This window comes from Microbacterium sp. NPDC087665 (genome assembly GCF_044743285.1).
In the GTDB taxonomy this organism is placed as follows: domain Bacteria; phylum Actinomycetota; class Actinomycetes; order Actinomycetales; family Microbacteriaceae; genus Microbacterium.
Genome location: NZ_JBIUWD010000002.1, coordinates 440,959 through 461,696, shown reverse-complemented (window position 1 = coordinate 461,696; position 20,738 = coordinate 440,959). Strand labels below are relative to the sequence as shown.

Genomic DNA, 20,738 nt, shown 5'->3' with positions numbered 1-20,738 from the left:
CGGATTACAAATTAGAGATTTGGAGCCGTTCTATGGGCTGAAATTGCGGGATTGTTGACCGATTCCAGGTCGCTGTGTCAGCATATGGTCTACCTGACACCGGTACCACAATCTCTGCGGGCAGCTCATGTCGCCGCAGGAAGGATCAATGATGCTCAAGTTCGACGAGACCGAATTCCGCGCCCAGATCGCCAGCGCGGTCGCGCTCCGCCCCCGGATCGAGGAACTGGTCGACCGGTTGCGGGCGGCAGGGATCGACAACGTGCTGCTGGTCGGCGCGGGAGGCACGTACAGCCAGATGTGGCCGTACGAGCTGCTTGCTCGTGAGCGCTCGACGCTTCCCGTGCGCGCCTCGATCGCCGCAGAGCTGGTGGTCGCAGGAGACGCCCTGCTCGGTGAGCGCACCGCTGCGGTCTTCACCTCCGTCACCGGAACCACCGAAGACGTGCTGCACGCCATGGAGTACGTCACCGCCGCCGGGGCGACGACGATCGCGTTCACCGGTCACGCGGATTCGCCGATCGCGACGGCAGCGCAGCATTCGCTCGTCTCGGAGCCGAAGACGTGGCCGTTCGACATGCAGCTGCTGCTGCTGATCGGCCGCCTCCTCGAGCAGCGCGGGGAGTTCGACGGATACGCCTCGCTCGCCGATGAGCTCGTGCACCTGCCCGATGCCCTCGTCGCCGCCGCGCAGCAGGCCGAGTCGCATGCCGAGGCATTCGCCGACGCGCACAAGGACACCGACTACTACTTCTTGATCGGTGGCGGACCGCTGTGGTCGTTCGCCTATCTGTACTCGATGTGCATCCTCGAAGAGATGCAGTGGCTGCGCACCACTCGCGTGCACAGCGCCGAGTTCTTCCACGGCTCCCTCGAACTCCTCGAGGAAGACACCGCGGTCATGATCTTCCAGGGTGAGGACAGCACCCGGCCCCTCACCGATCGTGCGCAGGCGTTCGCCGAGCGGATCTCCAGCGATGTGTCGGTCTTCGACACCCGCGACTATGCCCTCGAAGGGTTCAGCCCCGAGAACCGCGCACTCATCGCACCGATCGTGCTCGACACCGTCATGGGCCGGGTGAGCAAGCACCTCGAGCGCGTCCGGGATCACTCGCTCGACCTGCGCCGGTACTACCGCGTCATGGACTACTGAGACGACGAGGTTGCCTGCGATGCGCGTATTGGGCTTCGGCGACAACATCGTCGACCGCTTCCTCGACCGAGGTCTCGAGTACCCCGGGGGGAACGCGGTCAATGTCGCCGTCTACGCCCGTCGGCTCGGCGCGCACGCCGAATACCTCGGGGTGCTCGGCGATGACCAGGCGGGACCGTTCCTGCGCGCGTCGATCGAGGATGCCGGCGTCCCGACTCCCCGGTGCGTGGTCCGCGCAGGGGAGTCGGGGGTGTCGTCCCTTCGGGTGATCGACGGCGACCGCGTCTTCCTCGGGTGGAACGGCGGAGGCGTCACCGTGCGTGAGCCGATCGATCTGGCCGACGGACGGGAGGAGTACGCATCGACCTTCGACGTCGTGCACTCCAGCGTCTATTCGCGCACCGAGGAGCAGCTGCCGCGGCTGCGCGCCCACGATCTGCTCGTGAGTTTCGACCTGTCGAGCGAGGCGGAGTTCCGTCAACCGCGCTACCTCGATCGCGTCGCGCCGTACGCGGATCTGGTGCTGCTGTCGTGTGCCGGTCTGGCGGAGGACGCGGCATTCGCAGTGCTCGACGATGCGGTGTCGCGCGGCGCGGGTCTCGCGCTGGGTACGCGGGGGACCGACGACGCTCTGGTGACCGATGGCCGCGTGCACTGTTCCGCGCCGGCCGAGATGATCGACGACGACGTGATCGTCGACACGATGGGCTGCGGTGATGCTTTCGTCGCCGGGTTCCTCGTCGACCTGCACGCGTCGGGATGGAGACGGGATTCCGCCGCGTCGGAATCGGCCCTGCACCACGCCCTGCAGGCGGGAGCGCGCGCGGCGCGCGATCAGTGCCGCGTCGAGGGCGCCTTCGCCCGGGGTCGCCCGATCGGCGATCCGGTCGCGGCTAACATGTGGTGAACCCGTGACGAGGAAAGGGGGGAGGGCGATGACCTCTGAACGCTCCGTCCCACCCACCATCTCAGAGGTGGCCGCGGCCGCCGGCGTCGGCCGTTCCACCGCTGCGCGCACGCTCGGAGGCTACGGCTACGTCGGTCAGGAGCTCCGTGAGCGCGTGCTCGAGGCGGCCGACCGCTTGGGCTACCGCGCGAACGCGCTGGCGCGCAGTATGTCGACGGGCGTCAGCCAGACGCTCGGCGTGATCGTCGCCGATATCGCCAACCCCTTCTTCGGGGGCGTCGTGCGCGGAATCTCCGACGCGGCGAAGGCGCGCGGCGTCGAGACCCTCGTGCTCAGCACCTACGAAGATCTCGCGGAGGAGATCGCTGCCACCAACGTCCTGATCGACAAGCGGGTCGACGGCATCGTCGTGGCCTCGGCCGCGCTCGACGCCGCCTCTGCCGGTCACATCCAAGAAGCTCGGGATCGGGGCATCCCGGTCGTGCTCGTCGACCGCGCGGTGACGGGACTGCACCTCGACGCCGTCGTGATCGACAACCGCGATGCCGCCCGTGGGGCAGTGACGCGTCTCCTCGATGCGGGGCACCGCCGCGTCGGATTCGTCTGGGGCCCGCCCGTCGAGGAGCGCCCGCGGCGACGACGGGAGCTGATCGACCTCGCCGCCCGCAACCTGTGGACCGACGGTGAGCGACTGCAGGGGTATCTGGACGCGCTCGACGATGCGGGCATGGCCTTCGACGCGGACCTGGTGATGGTCGGCGCGAAGACCGAAGAGCACGCTCAGGTCGAGGTCGAACGCATGCTCGACCTCGAGAGCCCGCCCACGGCACTGTTCTGCACCGAGAACGATGCGGTGACGGGCGCGCTGCGTGCCCTGCGCGCGCGCGGAGTGAGGGTCGGCGCCGACATCTCTCTCATCGGCTTCGACGACAGCTCCTGGGCGGCCGTCATGGAACCCCCGTTGACGATGATCGAACAGCCGACTCTGGCGCTGGGAACGCGGGCCGCTGAGGTGCTGTTCGCGGCGATCGACGGCGAGTCCGGAGCGGCAGAACTCCACACGCTCAAGACGCGTTACATCGAGCGTTCGTCCGTCGCCCCGCCGCCGGCCGGCTGAGCAGGTCGTCGCATCACTTGAGCAGCCGGGAGAGACGCCGGTCGGCGAGCGGCTTTCCGCCGGTCTGGCAGGTCGGGCAGTACTCGAGCGAACGGTCGGCGAAGAACACGCTGCGCACCGTGTCGCCGCAGACCGGGCAGGCCTCGCCGCGTCGCGCATGCACCTGCATGCCCCGCCGTTTGGCGTCTTTCAGGTCGGCGGGAGGCTTTCCGGATGCTTCGGCCACCGCCTCGCGCAGGGTCGACTGCATCGCGGCGAACAGGCGGTCGACATCGTCGGCGTCGAGCGTCGCGGCGATCGCATAGGGCGACATGCGTGCGGCGTGCAGGATCTCGTCGGAGTAGGCGTTGCCGATTCCCGCGATGACAGCCTGGTCGCGCAGCAGCCCCTTGATCTGGGTGCGCCGGCCCTCGAGCAGCGCGGCGAAGGCGTCGCGGGTGAACGATTCGTCGAGAGGATCGGGGCCGAGCCGCGCGATGCCGGGAACGTCATCGGGATCACGCACGACGTACACCGCGAGCGACTTCTTGGTGCCCGCCTCGGTGAGGTCGAAACCGCTGTCGTCGTCGAGCGCGACGCGCAGGGCGATCGGAGTCTTGCCGGGCTTGATGAGCGTCGCCGGCAGCGTCTCGTACCACCGCAGCCACCCCGCCTTCGCCAGGTGGAATGCGAGGTGCAGGTCGTCGCTGAAGGAGAGCACGATGAACTTGCCCCGGCGCGCGGATGCCGTGATCGTCGCGCCGTGCAGCGCGGTGATCTGCGGATCGTACGTCTTCAGCGCAGCGATCGCCGCGACGCTCGTGCGCGTGATCGTGCGTCCGACGGCGCGCTCGCCGAGGAAGTCGACGAGCCCCTGAACCTCCGGCATCTCGGGCATGGTGTCATCCTGCCACCGGCATCCGACATCGTCACCCCCGCATCGGGAACATGATCAGAGGATCGACCAGTCGACGGGGGAGCGATCGTCGGTGGCCAGGAGCCCCGCCATCCAGCCGTCGTCACGACCTCGCTGGCCGGTCAGCGCCTGCCGCTGGAGGCCTTCGTAACGGAACCCGACCGCCCGGGCGGCTCGCGCCGAGGCGACGTTGCCGACGACCGCGCGCCAGGCGATGCGTGCCAATCCGAGCTCGGCGAAGCCCCAATCGATCACAGCGCGCGACGCTTCGACGACATAGCCCTTGCCCCGGGCGGATGCGGCGACCCAGTAGCCGAGTTCGGCGTGCCCACCCGCAGGATGCTCGGTGATGCGGTGCAGCCCGATCGAGCCGACGAGCTCGCCGTCGACGTACATGCCCCAGACCGTCTCGGACCCGTCGGCCCACCATTCGCCGACGAGCCGCACGTAGTCCTCGGCGTTCTCGCGCGTGTATGGGCTGGGCACGGTCGTCCACCGGGGGATCTCCGGGTCCTGGCACGCGGCGGTGATCGCATCGAGGTCGCGCTCCGTCGGCGCGGCCAGCACGAGGCGTTCTGTCTCGAGTCGTACTGCTTCCATTCGGCTACGGTATCGCCCGCTGCGGACGGAGAGGGGGGATGCCGGCGCCGATGTCGGAGGTGGCGGCTAGGCTTATCCGGTGACTGTTCCGGGGATTCTGCGCGCCTTGGAAGAGGCGACCCTTTACCGCGATGCCCTGGGTTGGGCCCACACCGATGCCGACCTCGGTCTCGTCGATGGGCTCGATGCTCCGGCACTCGCCGGCCTGCTCGCCAAGCGCGGTGCGGCCGGCCATCCGGAGGTGCTTCTCGCCGTCGTCCCCACGGGGCGTCGCGCCGAGAGTCTCGCCGAGGCGCTCGCCGCCTACATCCCCACGGCCGAGGTCGTCACCTTCCCCGCGTGGGAGACGCTGCCGCACGAGCGCCTGAGCCCGAGCCCCGACACGGTCGGACAGCGCCTGCAGACACTCCGACGCATCCGCGAGTGGTCGGGCGACCATCCGCTCGTCGTCGTCGCCTCGGTGCGTGCGGCCCTCCAGCCGATCGCCGGCAACCTCGGCGAGATCGAGCCGCTCGAGCTCACGGTCGGTGGCCGTGGATTCGACCTCGACACGGTCGCCGCGCAGCTCGTCGAACGCGCCTACACCCGTGTCGACATGGTCTCGCGCCGCGGCGAGTTCGCCGTGCGCGGCGGCATCCTCGACGTCTTCCCGCCGATCTCCGAGCATCCGTTCCGCGTCGAATTCTTCGGCGACGAGGTCGACCAGATCCGCGCGTTCTCGGTCGCCGACCAACGATCACTTCCCGGCGACATCGACGGCGTCGACCTGCCGCCGAGCCGCGAACTGCTGCTGACCGACGACGTACGCGCGCGCGCTCGCGCGCTGATCAGCGGCTTCCCGGCCATTGCCGGGATGCTCGAGAAGATGGCCGAAGGCATCCCGGTCGAGGGCATGGAATCCCTCCTGCCCGCCGTCTCCGGTCCTCTCAAGTCGCTCGCCGAGTACCTGCCCGCGGGCAGCGCAACCGCCGTCGTCGATCCCGAGCGCTCGTCGGCGCGTGCGATCATCCTCGGTGACACCAACCGCGAGTTCCTCGACGCCGCATGGAGCGCCGCGACCTCGGGAGCATCCGCCCCCATCGACCTGGGCGCCGGGGACTTCCTCACCATCGCCGAGCTGCGCGAGGTCGTTCGCGACCGTGGCGGCGTGTGGTGGCGGCTGAGTCCGTTCGGAGCCGGCCTGGGCGAGGGCGACGTCGAGGCCGCGAACCTCGATGCCGCCGTCATCCCTTCTTTCCACGGCAACGTCGACGGCGCGATCTCTTTCGTCGAGGCCAAGGTCTCAGACGGCTGGCGGGTCGTCGTGATCGCCACCGGCACGGGACTCGTCGACCGCGCCCGCGACGTGCTCGCCGACCGCGGCATCGCCGCCCGCATCGTCACCGCGCTCGACGAGGCACCCGAGGCCGGTGTCGCGACTCTGGTCGCCGGCTCCGTCGAAGCGGGGTTCCAGATCGCCGAGGCGAAGCTCGCCGTCCTCACCGACAACGAGTTCTACGGCCGAACGATCGGCGGCGACCAGCGTGTCGTCAAGAAGCTCGCCTCCCGACGCAAGAACGTCGTCGACCCGCTGCAGCTCAAGCCCGGCGACTTCGTGGTGCACGGCACGCACGGCATCGGCCGCTTCGTCGAGATGACCAAGCGCGAGGTGTCGACCGGCGGCCGTAACGCCACCAAGTCGATCCGCGACTACCTGGTGCTCGAGTACGCGCCGTCGCGGCGCGGGTACCCGGGCGACAAGCTCTACGTGCCCACCGATCAGCTCGACCTGCTCTCGAAGTACGTCGGCGGCGAAGCGCCGAACCTCTCGAAGATGGGCGGCAGCGACTGGGCGCAGGCGAAGGGCAAGGCGCGCAAGGCGGTGCGCGATATCGCCGTCGAGCTCGTCAAGCTCTACTCGGCGCGCATGAGCGCGAAGGGCCACGCCTTCGGTCCCGACACTCCCTGGCAGCGCGAGCTCGAAGAGGCGTTCCCGTTCGCCGAGACCCCCGATCAGCTGCAGACGATCGACGAGATCAAGGCCGACATGGAGCGGCCGATCCCGATGGATCGCCTGCTGTCCGGCGATGTCGGGTTCGGTAAGACCGAGGTCGCCGTGCGGGCCGCGTTCAAGGCGATCCAAGACGGCAAGCAGGTCGCGATGCTCGTGCCGACGACCCTGCTCGTCAAGCAGCACCTCGAGACGTTCACCGAGCGCTTCGCCGGGTTCCCGGTGAAGGTGAAGCCGCTGTCGCGTTTCCAGACCGACAAAGAGGCGCGCCTGACTCTCGAGGGGCTGCTCGACGGCACCGTCGACATGGTCATCGGCACGCACCGCATCCTCACCGACCAGGTGATGTTCAAAGACCTGGGCCTCATGATCATCGACGAGGAGCAGCGGTTCGGCGTCGAGCACAAAGACACGCTCAAGAAGATGAAGACGAACGTCGACATCCTCGCGATGAGCGCGACGCCCATCCCGCGCACGCTCGAGATGGCGGTGACAGGCATCCGCGAGATGTCGACGCTCGCCACTCCTCCGGAAGACCGGCATCCGATCCTCTCGTTCGTCGGTCCTCGCAGCGACAAGCAGATGGCGGCCGCGATCCGGCGCGAGATCCTGCGCGAGGGGCAGATCTTCTTCGTGCACAACCGCGTGCAGTCGATCCAGCGGGTCGCGGCAGAGCTGGCCGAGCTGGTTCCCGAGGCGCGCATCGCCGTCGCGCACGGACAGATGGGCGAGCACCAGCTCGAGCAGGTCGTCGACGACTTCTGGGAGCGCAAGTTCGACGTGCTCGTCTCGACGACCATCATCGAGACGGGTCTCGACATCGCGAATGCGAACACGATCATCATCGACCGCGCCGACAAGTACGGGCTCAGTCAGCTGCACCAGCTGCGCGGACGCGTGGGGCGTGGCCGTGAGCGTGCCTACGCCTACTTCCTCTACGACGAGATGAAGCCTCTCAGCGAGACCGCCGCCGATCGCCTGCAGACGATCGCCGTGAACAACGATCTCGGCTCGGGCATGCAGGTGGCGTTGAAAGACCTCGAGCTGCGCGGTGCCGGAAACCTGCTGGGCGGCGAGCAGGCGGGTCACATCGCCGGTGTCGGGTTCGACCTGTATCTGCGCATGATCGGCGAGGCCGTCTCGACGTTCCGCGGCGAAGAGGTCGAGACCGGGGCCGAGCTGCGACTCGAGCTGCCCCTCGATGCGCGCATCCCCGATGACTACATCGACAGCGAGCGCCTGAGGCTCGAGGCGTACCAGAAGCTCTCGGCGGCCTCGACGGCGACGGCGAAGGACGACGCCATCGACCTCGTGATCGACGAGCTCACCGACCGCTACGGCACGCCGCCCGACGAGGTGGCCGGGCTGATCGCCATCGCCCGTTTGCGGCGGCGCGCTGCCCGCGCGGGGTTGTCGGATGTCGTGGTGATGGGCTCGAACCTCCGGATCGCGCCCGCGCACCTCGAGGATTCGATCAAGGTGCGCCTGCAGCGGCTGTATCCGAAGGCCAAGCTCGTCGCCGGGGGAGAGGCACTCGTCGTGCCCCTGCCCACGGTCGCCGCCGCGGTCGGAGTGGGTCTCGAACCGCTCCCCGACGGTGCCCTGTTGGAGTGGGTCGCGCAGCTGTTCACCGCGATCTTCCCGGAGCCCGCGAAGGTCGAGTGACCGGGCCTCAGCCCAGCGAGAACCCGCCGTCGGTCGTGAGCACCTGGCCCACCACCCACGCCCCGGCATCGGTGCACAGCCAACCGATGAGGCGCGCGGGATCGTCGGGGCGCCCCACCCGTCCGAACGGTGTGCTCGCGAGCCACTCGTCGAGCCCCGACACATCGCGATCGCTGGTGTCGGCGTCGAGGTAGCCGGTGTTCACCGGGCCTGGGTTGACGGTGTTGAGCACCAGACCGACGTCGAGCAGCTCGGCGGCGGAGGTCGCCGTGATCCCGGCGAGGGCAGCCTTGCTGGTCGCGTAGGCGACTTCGCCGCGCATCGGCCCGTGCAGTTGCCCCGACGTCATCCAGATCACGGTGCCTGTGGGCTTCTCGAACGGCCCGGCGGAGCGGATGCGATCGCCGGCGCGCGCGGCGTCGTGCTGCGCGACGACTTCGGCCCCGTCGAGCTCGGCCCGCCGCCGCCGTGCCAGCCCCGCGGTCAGCAGCAGCGTCGCGCGGGCGTTGGCCTGCCAGTGCGCGTCGAGGCTGTCGGCGGTCATGTCGAAGATGCTGCCGTCGCCGCCGCTCATGGCCTGGTTGCAGACGAGGATGTCGAGCCTGCCGGTGAGGGCGGATGCCGCGTCCAGCAGCGGCTCGATGGTCGCCGCGTCGCGCAGGTCGGCGTGCAGGTCGCCCGTGCGCGCACCCGGGGTGAGGGCTTCCGCCAGCCCGTGACGCACGGCGTCGAGGTCGTCGCCGCCCCACGGGTGGTCGAGATCGTGCGGGCGGTAGTGGTGGAAGAACACGTTCGCGCCGAGAGCGGCGAGGGTCGTGGCCGTGGCGTAGCCGATTCCGCGGCGGCGCGAGACGCCGGTGACGAGAGCGGTCTTTCCGGCAAGAGGGAGGGTGTGCGAGGGCATGGGCGTGGCCTTTCGATCGAGGCTGCTGCGGCGCACCGAGCGGCGTCCACGCAGCGGGGAGAGAGGGATCGAAGTCATCAGCACAACATGGGCGACAGATTAGCAGGGTTGCGCGCCCCGTCAACGGGGTGCCTCGAGCGCACCGCCGCGAGGAGGGTGTGCGCATGTGGATACTCGTGATACTTCTTCTGATCGTGTGGGCCGGTCTCGCGGTGTTCGGGTTCGTCGTCAAAGGGCTGCTGTGGTTGGCGGTCCTCGGGATCGTGCTGTTCCTCGCGACGCTCGTCATCGGGATGCTCCGCCGCGGAGCCTCGACGAGGGAGTAGCCCCTCCGACGCGGCCGCCGCACTACGCTGGCACCATGTTGTACGAGCACCTCGGGGCTCGGCCCCGGATTCATGACACCGCCGTCATCGCGCCCACCGCCGTCGTGTCGGGCGACGTGCAGATCGGAGCCGGTTGCCAAGTGCTGCACGGGGCGGTGATCACCGCGGAGGGCGGGCCGATCACGCTCGGCGAGCACGTGATCGTGATGGAGAACGCCCTCGTGCGTGCGACCGCAGCCAATGCCGTGCACATCGGCGACCACACCCTGGTGGGCACGCTCGCGAGCATCGCGGGTGCCACCGTGGGCGACGAGGTGTTCCTGGCCTCGGGTGCACGCGTCTTCAACGGCGCCCTGGTCGGGCCGCGTTGCGAGGTGAGGGTCAACGCGATCGTGCATCGCCGCGCGCGCCTCCCCGAGGGCACCGTCGTGCCGATCGGCTGGGTGGCCGTGGGCGATCCGGTGCAACTGCTCTCGCCCGATCGCGCCGATGACATCGCTTCGGCGCAGCCCGATCTCGACTTCCCCGGGCACGTCTTCGGGGTCGACCGCGACACCCCCGACCTGATGGTGCAGCTCACCGAGCGCTACGGCAGCTCTCTCGCTCGCCACGCCCACGACACTCTGATCTCGGGCGACGCCATTGGGCGCTGAGGCCGAGGTCGGCGCGGGCCTCGTCCGCCCCGACGTCGACGAGACCGCCGCCGCCCTGATCGCTCGCGACTGCTACGGCATCATCGCCGCTGCCAGTGAGCTGGGCAGCAACCAGGATCGCAACTTCGTGCTCGTCGAGCCCGACGGTTCGCGCAGTGTTCTGCGCATCGACAACCCGGTGTTCGGTGACGAGGCCCGCGACGCGCAGCACGCGGCACTCGACGCGTATCGCGCAGCCGGCGTCTCGGTGCCGGCGGTGCTGCCGGGACTCGATGGCGCGCTCACCCAGCGGTGGCAAGGTTTCGCCGCGCGTCGCAGCGAGTTCGCCGAGGGGGAGGCCCTGGTCGATGCGGGCTATCTCGCACCCGTCGTGCTGGCCGAGTTCGGGGCGTTGGCGGCGGCGTCGGTCACCGCGCTCGCCGGCCTGGAGCATCCGGGCCTGCACCGGGACCACATGTGGGACATGCGGGTCGCGTTCGCACAGACCGTGCGTCTCGCGCCCTCGATCACCGACACGGGGCTGCGCGAGCGGGTGCTCGCGGCAGCGGAGGAAGCCCGTGACGCACTCGCTCTCGTCGCCGACGACCTGCCGGTGCAGCCGATCCACGGCGATCTCACCGATGACAACGTCACCGGCATCCGCGGCGACGATTCGCGCCTGCATCCCCATACGGTGCTCGACCTCGGCGATCTGGCTCTCGGATGGCGGGTGGCCGAACTCGCGGTCTGCGCATCGTCGATGCTGCACCACGAGCCGGAGCGTCCGCTGCGCGTGCTCGACACGATCGATGCCTTTCATGCTGCTGCGCCGCTGAACGAGTCCGAGGCCCGCGCCGTCTGGCCGCTCATCGTGCTGCGGGCATCGCTGCTCGTGGCGAGCGGGTGGCGACAGCTCGAGATCGACGGCGACAACGACTACGCCCGGGAGCGCATCGAGGGAGAACAGGCGATCTTCGACGCGGCGACGCTCGTGCCGCTCGCCGAGGCGACCGAGCACGTGCTGGCGCGGGTGCGGATCGACGCGCCCGTGTTCATGCTGACGACGGATGCTCCGCCCCTCGCAGCGCTCCTGCCGGAGTTCGAGGGCGAGGTTCGCATGCTCGACCCGGGAGTGGAATCCGAGCACCTCGATGCCGGCCGGTGGTTGCCGTCTGATGCCGAGGCGGTTCTCGTGGCGGATGCGCTGAGCTCCGGTGCTGCGGCGGCGGTGCTGCCGTACGGCGCCTTCCGGTTGACCCGCACGGCCATCGATGCGACGGATGCTGCGCCGACCTGGCCCGTGCAGACCGAACTGCACCTCGGCGCCGGGCCCCGGCTGCGCGTGACGACCCCGGTCGACGGCGCGCTGCGCGCCCATCACGAAGAGCCGCGCATCGTGCTCGATGAAGGCTGGGTGCTCGCCCTGCGGGGTGTCGAGATCGATGACAGGGCCGCGTTGCACGTCGGTGCGGGCGACATGATCGGGTGGCTCCCGGCCTCCGACGAAGACCGCGTGCTGACGGTGGGGGTGCGGCGCACCGATGCACCGGGTCTGCGGGCCCCGGCGTCGGGGGCGAGCCTGATCCCGCCCGATCGCGTCGCCGCGTGGAGTCGCTTCACGGCCGACCCGGCCCCGCTTCTCGGGCTGCCCGCACGGGCCCAGACCGATGAGTCGACCGCCGAACTGCATCGCCGCGAGCGCATCTTCGCGGGGGCGCAGGAACGGTACTACGAGCATCCGCCGCAGATCGAGCGCGGCTGGCGCCATCACCTGGTCGACACCACCGGCCGCGCGTACATCGACATGGTCAACAACGTCGCCGGCCTCGGGCACAGCCATCCGAAGGTCGCCGATGCGGCCAGCCGGCAGCTGCGCACGCTGGGCACCAACTCGCGGTTCCTGTTCCGGGAGCTCGCCGAGTACAGCGAGCGGTTGTTGGCACTGATGCCCGAGGGAAGCGGACTCGACACCGTGCTGCTCGTGAACAGCGGTTCCGAAGCCGTCGACCTCGCGATCCGTCTGGCGCAGGCCGCGACCGGGCGGCGCACCGTCGTGGCGCTGCGCGAGGCGTACCACGGGTGGACGATGGCGAGCGATGCGGTCACGACCAGCGCATATGACAACCCCTTCGCCCTGGCGACGCGACCCGACTGGGTGCACGTCGCCGACGTGCCCAACCGATTCCGCGGTACCTATCGCGGAGACGACACGGCGGGGCGGTACCTTTCCGACCTCGCCGACGATCTCGCGGGGCTCGAGGCGGAGGGGCGCGACGTCGCCGCCTTCCTCTGCGAATCCGTGCTCGGCAATGCCGGGGGAGTGTTGTTGCCCGAGGGGTACCTCGCGGGCGCCTACGAGCGCGTCCGCGCGGCCGGAGGGCTCTGCATCGCCGACGAGGTGCAGGTCGGTTTCGGTCGCATGGGCTCGAGCTTCTGGGGCTTCGAGCAGTCGGGCGTGGTGCCCGACATCGTCACCATCGCGAAGCCGATGGGCAACGGGTTCCCGATCGGCGGCGTGATCACCTCGAAGGCGATCGCCGACGCCCTGGCCACCCAGGGGCAGTTCTTCTCGTCGGCCGGGGGCAGCACGCTCAGCTGCCGCGTCGGCATCGCGGTGCTCGACGCCATGGTCGAAGACGATCTGCAGCGCAACGCCGAGGTGATCGGGGCGCGGCTCGCCGGTGGCCTTCGCGCTCTGGCCGACCGGCATCCGATCGTCGGAGTCGTGCACGGCGAGGGGCTGTATCTCGGCGTCGAACTCGTACACGATCGGGAGTCGATGGAACCGGCGGATGCCGAGGCGGCGGCCATCTGCGAGCGGATGCGCGAACTCGGCGTGATCGTGCTCACGACGTCGGAACGCTCGAATGTGCTGAAGATCAAGCCGCCGTTGTGCCTCACCGCCGAGAGCGCCGATCACGTCGTCGCGATGCTGGATCGGGTGCTCCGCGAAGGCTGGTGATTTCGGCATCCGTCTTCGAATCCCGCTTCTTTTCGTCATGTTAAAAGCGCATTTCGAATCGAAATAGGGGTCGCGCAAAGGAATATCCGTACTCCATACTGATCCCAGCGTCGGACGACCCGAAGTCCGGCCCATGCGCTGTTCCTCGAGGAGTACCCATGGCACTGAAGACGAAACCGCTCGCGCAGGGCGGCGGAACACTCCGACGAAATCTCGGTCTCTGGGCTATCGTCGGTCTCGGACTCGGGTACATGACGCCCACCGTCGTGTTCGACACCTTCGGCATGGTGGCGCGCGACACGAACAACGTGGTCCCCGCCGCCTACCTCGTCGCTCTCGTGGTGATGGTGTTCACCGCCATCAGCTACGGCAAGATCGCCGGTGCCATCCCGAGTGCGGGCTCCGCCTACACATACGTGCGCGAATCGATCCATCCGAACCTCGGATTCATGGTCGGGTGGACGTCGCTGATCGACTACGTGCTGCTGCCGATGGTCAACTGCCTCATCATCAAGAGCTACCTCGAGGCCATGTTCCCCGACATCCCGGGCTGGATCTGGGTCGTGCTGTACTGCATCCTCGTGACGAGCATCATCTACATGACCATGCGTGGCACCTCGAACCTGAACGTGATCCTGCTGATCTTCTCGATCATCGTCATGGCCGTCTTCGTCGTTCTCGTGGTCGCGCAGCTGATGCGCGGCGAGGGAGCGGCGACCATCCTCTCCGTCGGCGCGTTCCTGCACGACGACGTGACCATGACCGCGGTGCTCACCGGCGCCACGATCGTCTGCTTCTCGTTCATCGGTTTCGACGCGGTCACCATGTACGCCGAAGAGGCCAAGGACCCGAAGATCATGCCGAAGGCGATCCTGCTGACCGTCCTCATCGGCGGTGGCATCTTCCTCGTCGCCTCGTACGTCACCCAGCTGCGCTTCCCCGACTGGAACGAATTCGCCCCCGGCGGCGACCAGCAGTTCATCGAGGACTCGACGCTCCCGGTCATCGGAGAGCTGGTCGGCGGCAACGTGCTCGCGGCGGTGCTCACGGCCGCCGGCTTCTGCGCCACGCTCGCCTCGGGGCTCGCGTCGCACGCATCGGTCTCGCGCATGCTGCTCGTGATGGGCCGCAACAACGTGCTGCCGCAGAAGGTGTTCGGCTACATCAACCCCCGCACCCACACGCCCACGTTCAACATCGTGCTGGTGGGTGCGATCTCGCTGCTTGCCATCCCGTTCACCCTCGAAATCATCGCCGCCTGGATCAACTACGGTGCGCTGATCGCGTTCACCTTCGTCAACGTCTCGGTGATCGCCTGGTTCGCGATCCGCAAGGGGCGTCGCAAGACCCCGGCCGACATCTTCAACTTCATCGTGATGCCCACCATCGGCATGCTGCTCACCGGCTTGCTCTGGGTGAACCTGCACCAGGATGCGCTCATCGGCGGCCTGATCTGGACGGCGATCGGGCTCGTCTACCTGACGATCATCACGCGAGGATTCCGCAAGAAGGTCGTCGCGTTCGATGAGAACCAGGCGGTGACCGGGTTCAACAAGGTCGTGAAGGTGCCCGTCGACGAGAGTTGACGAGGTCTCTCGATGCGAAGGGCTGCCTCCCGAGTCTTTTCGGGGAGGCGGCCCTTCGTCGTGTACGGTGGCGAATCGCGCGCCGTCAACACCCAGGGGGACCTCATGATGAACTTCGAGACGGACTATGTTCGGACGGCGAACTCGGCATTCGGGCCTGCGTCATTGCTGGACGGTGCTCTTCTGCCGTGGCAGGGGCGCATTCCATTGAGCGCCTACGACGGTCTGCAGCAGGAGGCGCTCGACGTGCAAGAAGACGGGTGGGTGACGCCTTTCAATCCGATTCTGGTGAGGGGTGAGGCGCGGATCCTGCCGCTCGCATGGCGGGGTGACGTGGCCTCTGGGCACGGGGCCGCGGTGGTGCCGGGGGAGATCGACGAGTTCGTATCGAAGATGCAACGTACCGGTATGCATTGGGCCGGTACGTGGAGCGATTTCGATTGGCTCCAGGAATCGAAGGAGAACAGTGTTACCTCGTATTCGGCGGCGCTTCTCGACTCGGGTGTCACGCAGGGCAATTTCTGGGTACTCAGGGGAGACATTGGCCTGGGGTTGATCTGGGCAGGGGAGGAGGCCGAGGGAACCATGTCGCTGGCCTTGCACGTTGTTCCTGCGAGTTGGGTCTATCAACTTCGCCCATCGAAACCGATCGTTGGTATCGATCTTCGCTGGTCGTGGGCGGATGTGATCGAGTTGTATCGGAGCCACGGAGGTGGTGCGACGGTCTGACCATGAAAGGTGACACTGATCGTCTGACGCAAGCCATCGTGGCTTACGTCGGCTACGGATCTCGTCGGACTCCTGATAGCGATGAGGCTGCTGTGCTCGCTCTGGATCCGGTCGACGGCGAGCGTACTCTTGCGCTGGTAAAGCAGATCGTGGCTGTGAGCGATCGACTCCACATCCCGAGGGAGGCATTCGGCACTCAGAACAAGTCAGTCCTCTTCGGCGCGGAGTTCGAGAAGATCTGGCCGGGGCTGAGTCCGGAGGCTCTCTCCGCGCTCTCGTGGCGATGGGCGTATTTTGAGTTCTTTTGAAGATGCCAGCTGGTGCAGGCGAGCCGGTCGGCATCGCTCGCAACGGCGGCGTTGACGGTGCTGTGCAGCCCGCGAGGACAAGATGCGCACGGCGTGAGCAGTTCTCCACAGGGGTAGTACTGCCCACTTGATTTCCTCGCGACTCCCGGTAACCTATCCCGGGGCGGTGACCGCCTGTTGATTGATCTAGGGGGAATTTTCTGATGGCCGGACATGATTTTGGTGCAACATACAGCGAGATGGAAGGCGCGGCAGCGCGTCTGCGTGACGGGCGCAGCACCGTCACCGACACTCTGAAGGAGCTTCAGGGCGTCATCGATGACCTGGTGCAGGACGGGTTCAAGACCGAGAACGCGTCGGATGCGTATTCGACGGCGTACTCGGAGCTTACGGCATCCCTCGACGATGCAGCCGAGGCCGTGAACGACATGGCGCAGGCTCTGGACCGCATGGCGGACTCGATCCGTGACAAGGACTCGGAGCTCGCGGGCGGCTGACCCACCGCGTAGCTCGGAGGAGTTCGTGGCGGCGGCTGCTTGGCCGACGCCACGATCCCTTCCTGCCTGAGGCTCGCGGGTGCCGTGAGTCGAGTCGCCGCGTGCGGCGAGGTTGTTTTGGTGTCTTCGGGGGAAGCACCGGCACATCGTGCTGATCGTCTTGCCCTGCTGCGTGTGAGGGGTGCGTTATGGGCATGATGTTGCCCAATGAGTTGGTCTGGGTCATGGAGAAGCTCCGCTTCGAATGGCCCGATATCGACGAGGACGAGGTCCGCAAGGGAGCGCTGCTGGTGCGCAACCTGGGGTCGGATCTCGAGGATGTGGTCCAGGCGATCGACCGCAAGATGAACGGTGACATCGCCGGAGCGATGCGCGGTCAGACGGGACCTGCGACGCTCGGGGCGTGGAACGCAAACCGTTCGCAGAACCTGCAGAAGCTGATCGACATCATGCCCCCTGCTTCGTCGGCGATGGACATCGGGGCGGATGCCATCTTCGCGCTGAAGATGAAAGTGATCGTCGACGTGTCGACGACGCTGATCGCGCTCGTCGCGATGCTGACGAACCCGGTTACCGCTGCCGGTGCGGGGCCGATGCTGCTGATCAAGAAGAAGTTGCTCAACGCCGCGGTCGATATCGCGGTCGAGCAGTTGCTCAATCAGCTTCTGCCGATGGCGATCGAACCGATGGCTCAGCAACTGCCTGCCGTGATCGACGCGATCTTGGATGCTCCTGTGGTGGAGTCGATGGCCGGGGACTCCGACGAGTTCTACGCCGACCTGGCAGCGCTCGAAGACGCGCAGTCGATGATGAAGCTCCACGGTTCCGACATCCAGACGCTGACGTCGACGTTCTTCTCGGAGTTCTCGGCCCTCGACTTCGGCGGAGACAGCTGATGAGTGCGATGAAGTCCGTCTTCCGCGAACTCCGACAGGCCGTGCTCGACGGGATGGCCCACTCGAAAGACAAACTCCACCAGCTCGCCGACAACCTGACCGACCACCTCGACAACGTCATCCGACAGATCAAAGACAAAGACAAATTCGACGCAGACGGCGTCACGCGGCCCAAGCCGTTGACTCATCCCTATGTACCGAGTACCAGTCGCAAGCCACCGGGGATGAGCGACCAGGACTACTTCGACATCCTCAACTCGAGCGTGCACAATCCGAATGGCCTCGAAGTGGTGCTGGGCAAGTTCCGCGTGCCCGGCACCCCCAGCTACATCGATGTCGCTGAGGGAAAGATGCCGCCAGGTACTTACTTCAGTCTTGGTGATCGTTGGGACGACATCGCTGATGCGCACCATCTTGATGATGACGGAATGTTTGGTGCCTTCAACGTGCCGTTCCTCGAGCGCGTCATCGCTGAGGGCAAGCCGATCGGTTTCTCGCACAATCCACAGGACTTCCCGGGGACGGCGCTCGCAGACGAACTCGATTTCCTGGAGGATCATGGATACCGGTTCGATCCGACGACTATGCAGGCGATTCGGCGATGACACCAAGGAGTGAGAATGCCACACGATGATTTGACCGCGGACGATGTGCTCGATCTGGTCGACGCTCATCTTCCTGCCGCGACACAGGGACGCAAGAAGTCGGATGCCGAGCTCGGTTTCGTGCTGTACGACGCGTTTGCGATCCGTGGATCGTATGACGACTATGGGCGCGGAAACTGGGGTTTCAGCATTGAACTGGGCGGCGACGCGACGGTGTCCAAGGTTCTCGGGCGGAAACTCACGCTGTGCGGAACCCGAGATGCAGTGAAGGCCGCACTTGAAGCGATCGACAGCTACGTGCGGTTGCGACTGGGCTCCGAGTACCTCGCCGCCTACGAGGCCGCGTCTGCTCGCTGAGCGTCGCGAGCACTTCCTTCCGGAGCCTGCACACGATCCCGGTCGCTTGCGGCGGGGTGATCTCCGCACGCGAATCGAGGACGGAGATGTCGATCTAGGAGCGATGGTTTTTCGACACGGTAGACGCAGAGGAACGATTGTGGCGTACGCAGGCGCTTGCGACATTTGCTCCGGACATTGGCTCACCTACGCGCGCGACTCTCGTGGAGTGACGATCGGCGAGAGTGAAGAGTTCATGGCCGAGGTGCGCCGGTGCAGGTACTGCGGCGCCTACTGGGATATCGGCGTGTTCAGCTATCCGAAGGTGATCTCGCGCGACGAGGCGCGACAAGAGCTCCCGAATCTCGATGAGCTGGAGGAGAAGCTGGGAATCGACTTCCCTGAGCCTCCATCGCTGGCGCACGGTTGACTGAGATCCCATGGAAGATCGAGAGCTGAGCCAGGCGATCATCGCGTTTTTGGGGTCCGGGCGCACCGCGTGGCCCGCGAGCGACGAGTCCGCCGTCGTTGCGTGCGCAGTGGAAACTGATCCGACCGTGCTGCTGGGCAGGGTGCGCGCGATCATCGGTGAGTGCCTGAGCGTTCCCGTCGACGGGTCGGGCATCAGCCTCACCGAGGGCGGAGACCTCGCTCGGAAGGCGATGGCTCTTCGACATCCCGAGCTGACCGTGGAGGCACTCGATGAGCTGCGGTGGATGTTCACCTATAACTGGAAGTGACCTGACGCCGCGATCGAAAGGCAACGGATGACAGAGCACGACGTCGATATCAGCACGGCTATCACGCTTTACCTCGCGCACTTCCCGGGCGCCGACGAGCACGAGTTCACGGCTCGGTTCCCTGACGTATCCGTCGAGGAAGAAGTGCGAGCGATTCTCTTGGAGACCAACAGGATCGAGATCGAATGGGGAAACAAGACCCTGATCGAGATCGGCGAAGAGGTTCGACACATCATGCACGCACGGCATCCTGAACTGACGGAGGCGGCGCTCAGAAAGCTGGGCAACTACTTCACCTACCTCATGAAGTGAATCCGCCGTCGGCAACCTGCGCTCCGCTGGACACACGAAGGGCCGCCTCCCGAGGTTCGGGGGAGGCGGCCCTTCGTCGTGCCGCTGCGGATCGCACGGCATCGGGATCGGCGTCGTGGAAGACGCGTCCCGCAGGGGTCAGATGACGCCCTGCGCGAGCATCGCCGCGGCGACGCGCTCGAAACCGGCGATGTTGGCGCCGGCCACGTAGTCTCCCGGCACGCCATGACGCTCGGCGGCGTCGAAGGCGGCGGTGTGGATGTCGGCCATGATCTCGCGCAGTTTGTTCTCGCTGTCGCCGAAGGTCCAGCGCTGACGCGAGGCGTTCTGGCTCATCTCGAGGGCCGAGGTCGCGACGCCACCGGCGTTCGCGGCCTTGCCGGGCGCGAAGAGCACGCCGGCATTCTGGAAGGCGTCGACCGCCGCGGGAACGCACGGCATGTTGGCGCCCTCCGACACGACGCGCACGCCGTTGGCGATGAGGGCCTCGGCATCCGCCAGGCTGACCTCGTTCTGCGTGGCCGACGGAACGGCGATGTCGACCGGCACCTCCCACGCGCTGCCGCCTTCGACGAAGCGCGCGCTCGGGCGTCGGTTGGCGTACTCGACGATGCGGGCGCGCTCGACCTCTTTGATCTGACGCAGCAGGTCGACGTCGATACCGGCGTCGTCGACGACGTAGCCGGAGGAGTCGGATGCAGTGACCGGCACAGCGCCGAGCTGGGTGGCCTTCTGGATCGCGTAGATGGCGACGTTGCCCGAGCCCGAGATGCCGACGCGCTTGCCGTCGAACGAGTCGCCCTTCACGGCGAGCATCTCCTGGGCGAAGAACACCGCGCCGTAGCCTGTGGCCTCGGTGCGCACCTCGGCACCGCCCCAGCCCGTGCCCTTGCCGGTGAACATGCCGGATTCGTGGCGGTTGGTGACCTTGCGGTACTGGCCGAACAGGTAGCCGATCTCGCGTCCGCCCACACCGATGTCGCCGGCGGGAACGTCGGTGTGCTCACCGAGGTGGCGGTACAGCTCGTTCATGAACGACTGGCAGAAGCGCATGACCTCGGCGTCGGACTTGCCGTGCGGGTCGAAGTCGGACCCGCCCTTGCCGCCGCCGATGCCCTGGCCCGTCAGAGCGTTCTTGAAGATCTGCTCGAAGCCGAGGAACTTGATGATCGAGAGGTTCACCGACGGGTGGAAGCGCAGGCCGCCCTTGTACGGGCCGAGGACCGACGAGAACTGGATGCGGTAGCCGCGGTTGACGTGCAGCTTGCCGGAGTCGTCGACCCACGGCACCCGGAACAGGATCTGACGCTCGGGCTCGACGAGCCGTTCGAGGATGCCGCCGTCGACGTACTCGGGGTGGGCCGCGAGAACCGGGGCGATCGAGTGCAGAACCTCGTGCACGGCCTGGTGGAACTCGGGCTCGTGCGGGCTGCGGGAGAGCACCGTGTCGAAAACGGGCTGCACGGCGGCATCGAGCGGGTGGAAGGCAGGGGTGGGTGCAGACACGCGGAAGCTTTCTCAGTGGGGGATTGTGGTGCAGGCGATCGTGTCGCGTGAAGCGGCGCCGGATCGGGCGCG

General features: G+C 67.1%; 21 protein-coding genes. 17 read left to right on the top strand and 4 right to left on the bottom strand.

Going from position 1 to position 20,738, the window contains the following annotated elements; translation table 11 throughout:
- Window positions 1–151 precede the first annotated feature (151 nt).
- From ACIOSY_RS05735 to ACIOSY_RS05725, 3 genes are read left to right on the top strand one after another with little or no spacing between them, the layout of a single operon-like run.
- Window positions 152–1,153, top strand: a complete 1,002-nt coding sequence (locus ACIOSY_RS05735) for an SIS domain-containing protein (RefSeq protein ID WP_400850367.1) — start codon at window positions 152–154, stop codon at window positions 1,151–1,153.
- A 19-nt stretch (window positions 1,154–1,172) separates the two neighbouring features.
- Window positions 1,173–2,060 (top strand): PfkB family carbohydrate kinase, encoded by an 888-nt coding sequence (locus ACIOSY_RS05730; RefSeq protein ID WP_400850364.1) that lies wholly within the window; start codon window positions 1,173–1,175, stop codon window positions 2,058–2,060.
- A gap of 28 nt (window positions 2,061–2,088) precedes the next feature.
- Window positions 2,089–3,177, top strand: coding sequence for a LacI family DNA-binding transcriptional regulator (locus ACIOSY_RS05725; RefSeq protein WP_400850361.1), 1,089 nt, complete (start codon window positions 2,089–2,091; stop codon window positions 3,175–3,177).
- Between the two features lie 13 nt (window positions 3,178–3,190).
- Here the strand turns inward: ACIOSY_RS05725 and ACIOSY_RS05720 are convergent, their stop codons facing one another.
- Window positions 3,191–4,054, bottom strand: coding sequence for an Fpg/Nei family DNA glycosylase (locus ACIOSY_RS05720; RefSeq protein WP_400850358.1), 864 nt, complete (start codon window positions 4,052–4,054; stop codon window positions 3,191–3,193).
- A 54-nt stretch (window positions 4,055–4,108) separates the two neighbouring features.
- A complete protein-coding gene (locus ACIOSY_RS05715) occupies window positions 4,109–4,672 on the bottom strand; it encodes a GNAT family N-acetyltransferase (protein WP_400850355.1) in 564 nt (187 codons plus the stop codon).
- Between the two features lie 79 nt (window positions 4,673–4,751).
- On the opposite strand from ACIOSY_RS05715, the gene mfd reads away from it, so the two are divergent.
- Window positions 4,752–8,327: a transcription-repair coupling factor gene (gene mfd, locus ACIOSY_RS05710; protein WP_400850352.1), complete on the top strand. Its 3,576-nt coding sequence runs from the start codon at window positions 4,752–4,754 to the stop codon at window positions 8,325–8,327.
- A gap of 7 nt (window positions 8,328–8,334) precedes the next feature.
- Here the strand turns inward: mfd and ACIOSY_RS05705 are convergent, their stop codons facing one another.
- Complete coding sequence (locus tag ACIOSY_RS05705) at window positions 8,335–9,231, bottom strand: SDR family oxidoreductase (RefSeq protein WP_400850950.1); 897 nt, start codon at window positions 9,229–9,231, stop codon at window positions 8,335–8,337.
- A gap of 164 nt (window positions 9,232–9,395) precedes the next feature.
- On the opposite strand from ACIOSY_RS05705, the gene ACIOSY_RS05700 reads away from it, so the two are divergent.
- The 13 genes from ACIOSY_RS05700 (at window position 9,396) to ACIOSY_RS05640 (ending at window position 19,160) form a co-directional block, all read left to right on the top strand.
- Entirely contained in the window at window positions 9,396–9,557 is a 162-nt protein-coding gene (locus ACIOSY_RS05700; RefSeq protein ID WP_400850349.1) for a hypothetical protein, read from the top strand.
- A 35-nt stretch (window positions 9,558–9,592) separates the two neighbouring features.
- On the top strand, window positions 9,593–10,210 hold the full coding sequence (locus tag ACIOSY_RS05695) for a gamma carbonic anhydrase family protein (RefSeq protein ID WP_400850346.1): 618 nt from the start codon (window positions 9,593–9,595) through the stop codon (window positions 10,208–10,210).
- Entirely contained in the window at window positions 10,200–13,151 is a 2,952-nt protein-coding gene (locus ACIOSY_RS05690; RefSeq protein ID WP_400850343.1) for an aminotransferase, read from the top strand. Before ACIOSY_RS05695 ends, ACIOSY_RS05690 begins: the two co-directional genes overlap by 11 nt.
- Window positions 13,152–13,309: 158 nt before the next feature.
- Window positions 13,310–14,737 (top strand): APC family permease, encoded by a 1,428-nt coding sequence (locus tag ACIOSY_RS05685; protein ID WP_400850340.1) that lies wholly within the window; start codon window positions 13,310–13,312, stop codon window positions 14,735–14,737.
- 105 nt (window positions 14,738–14,842) lie between these two features.
- Window positions 14,843–15,466 carry a hypothetical protein gene (locus ACIOSY_RS05680; protein WP_400850337.1) on the top strand — a complete coding sequence of 208 codons (624 nt, stop codon included), beginning with the start codon at window positions 14,843–14,845 and terminating at the stop codon, window positions 15,464–15,466.
- Window positions 15,467–15,468: 2 nt separating this feature from the next.
- On the top strand, window positions 15,469–15,774 hold the full coding sequence (locus ACIOSY_RS05675) for a hypothetical protein (protein ID WP_400850334.1): 306 nt from the start codon (window positions 15,469–15,471) through the stop codon (window positions 15,772–15,774).
- A gap of 203 nt (window positions 15,775–15,977) precedes the next feature.
- A complete protein-coding gene (locus tag ACIOSY_RS05670; protein WP_400850331.1) occupies window positions 15,978–16,271 on the top strand; it encodes a WXG100 family type VII secretion target in 294 nt (97 codons plus the stop codon).
- Window positions 16,272–16,465: 194 nt separating this feature from the next.
- The gene (locus tag ACIOSY_RS05665) at window positions 16,466–17,167 is read left to right on the top strand and encodes a hypothetical protein (RefSeq protein WP_400850328.1); all 702 of its coding nucleotides are present in this window, start codon (window positions 16,466–16,468) and stop codon (window positions 17,165–17,167) included.
- On the top strand, window positions 17,167–17,772 hold the full coding sequence (locus ACIOSY_RS05660; RefSeq protein ID WP_400850325.1) for a hypothetical protein: 606 nt from the start codon (window positions 17,167–17,169) through the stop codon (window positions 17,770–17,772). The genes ACIOSY_RS05665 and ACIOSY_RS05660 overlap by 1 nt, the downstream gene beginning before the upstream one ends.
- Window positions 17,773–17,787: 15 nt before the next feature.
- Window positions 17,788–18,129 (top strand): hypothetical protein, encoded by a 342-nt coding sequence (locus ACIOSY_RS05655; protein ID WP_400850322.1) that lies wholly within the window; start codon window positions 17,788–17,790, stop codon window positions 18,127–18,129.
- Window positions 18,130–18,337: 208 nt separating this feature from the next.
- Window positions 18,338–18,538, top strand: a complete 201-nt coding sequence (locus ACIOSY_RS05650; RefSeq protein ID WP_400850319.1) for a hypothetical protein — start codon at window positions 18,338–18,340, stop codon at window positions 18,536–18,538.
- Window positions 18,539–18,548: 10 nt separating this feature from the next.
- Window positions 18,549–18,848, top strand: coding sequence for a hypothetical protein (locus tag ACIOSY_RS05645; protein ID WP_400850316.1), 300 nt, complete (start codon window positions 18,549–18,551; stop codon window positions 18,846–18,848).
- Between the two features lie 27 nt (window positions 18,849–18,875).
- A complete protein-coding gene (locus ACIOSY_RS05640; RefSeq protein ID WP_400850313.1) occupies window positions 18,876–19,160 on the top strand; it encodes a hypothetical protein in 285 nt (94 codons plus the stop codon).
- A 138-nt stretch (window positions 19,161–19,298) separates the two neighbouring features.
- Here the strand turns inward: ACIOSY_RS05640 and gdhA are convergent, their stop codons facing one another.
- Window positions 19,299–20,666, bottom strand: a complete 1,368-nt coding sequence (gdhA, locus tag ACIOSY_RS05635) for an NADP-specific glutamate dehydrogenase (RefSeq protein WP_400850311.1) — start codon at window positions 20,664–20,666, stop codon at window positions 19,299–19,301.
- Window positions 20,667–20,738 lie beyond the last annotated feature (72 nt).

What these genes read in the sequence shown, in the direction of transcription:
- ACIOSY_RS05735 (WP_400850367.1), top strand. Translation starts at nt 152, where the DNA reads ATGCTCAAGTTCGACGAGACCGAATTCCGCGCCCAGATCGCCAGCGCG.
- ACIOSY_RS05730 (WP_400850364.1), top strand. Translation starts at nt 1,173, where the DNA reads ATGCGCGTATTGGGCTTCGGCGACAACATCGTCGACCGCTTCCTCGAC.
- ACIOSY_RS05725 (WP_400850361.1), top strand. Translation starts at nt 2,089, where the DNA reads ATGACCTCTGAACGCTCCGTCCCACCCACCATCTCAGAGGTGGCCGCG.
- ACIOSY_RS05720 (WP_400850358.1), bottom strand. Translation starts at nt 4,054, where the DNA reads ATGCCCGAGATGCCGGAGGTTCAGGGGCTCGTCGACTTCCTCGGCGAG.
- ACIOSY_RS05715 (WP_400850355.1), bottom strand. Translation starts at nt 4,672, where the DNA reads ATGGAAGCAGTACGACTCGAGACAGAACGCCTCGTGCTGGCCGCGCCG.
- ACIOSY_RS05705 (WP_400850950.1), bottom strand. Translation starts at nt 9,231, where the DNA reads ATGCCCTCGCACACCCTCCCTCTTGCCGGAAAGACCGCTCTCGTCACC.
- ACIOSY_RS05700 (WP_400850349.1), top strand. Translation starts at nt 9,396, where the DNA reads ATGTGGATACTCGTGATACTTCTTCTGATCGTGTGGGCCGGTCTCGCG.
- ACIOSY_RS05695 (WP_400850346.1), top strand. Translation starts at nt 9,593, where the DNA reads ATGTTGTACGAGCACCTCGGGGCTCGGCCCCGGATTCATGACACCGCC.
- ACIOSY_RS05685 (WP_400850340.1), top strand. Translation starts at nt 13,310, where the DNA reads ATGGCACTGAAGACGAAACCGCTCGCGCAGGGCGGCGGAACACTCCGA.
- ACIOSY_RS05680 (WP_400850337.1), top strand. Translation starts at nt 14,843, where the DNA reads ATGATGAACTTCGAGACGGACTATGTTCGGACGGCGAACTCGGCATTC.
- ACIOSY_RS05675 (WP_400850334.1), top strand. Translation starts at nt 15,469, where the DNA reads ATGAAAGGTGACACTGATCGTCTGACGCAAGCCATCGTGGCTTACGTC.
- ACIOSY_RS05670 (WP_400850331.1), top strand. Translation starts at nt 15,978, where the DNA reads ATGGCCGGACATGATTTTGGTGCAACATACAGCGAGATGGAAGGCGCG.
- ACIOSY_RS05665 (WP_400850328.1), top strand. Translation starts at nt 16,466, where the DNA reads ATGATGTTGCCCAATGAGTTGGTCTGGGTCATGGAGAAGCTCCGCTTC.
- ACIOSY_RS05660 (WP_400850325.1), top strand. Translation starts at nt 17,167, where the DNA reads ATGAGTGCGATGAAGTCCGTCTTCCGCGAACTCCGACAGGCCGTGCTC.
- ACIOSY_RS05655 (WP_400850322.1), top strand. Translation starts at nt 17,788, where the DNA reads ATGCCACACGATGATTTGACCGCGGACGATGTGCTCGATCTGGTCGAC.
- ACIOSY_RS05645 (WP_400850316.1), top strand. Translation starts at nt 18,549, where the DNA reads ATGGAAGATCGAGAGCTGAGCCAGGCGATCATCGCGTTTTTGGGGTCC.
- ACIOSY_RS05640 (WP_400850313.1), top strand. Translation starts at nt 18,876, where the DNA reads ATGACAGAGCACGACGTCGATATCAGCACGGCTATCACGCTTTACCTC.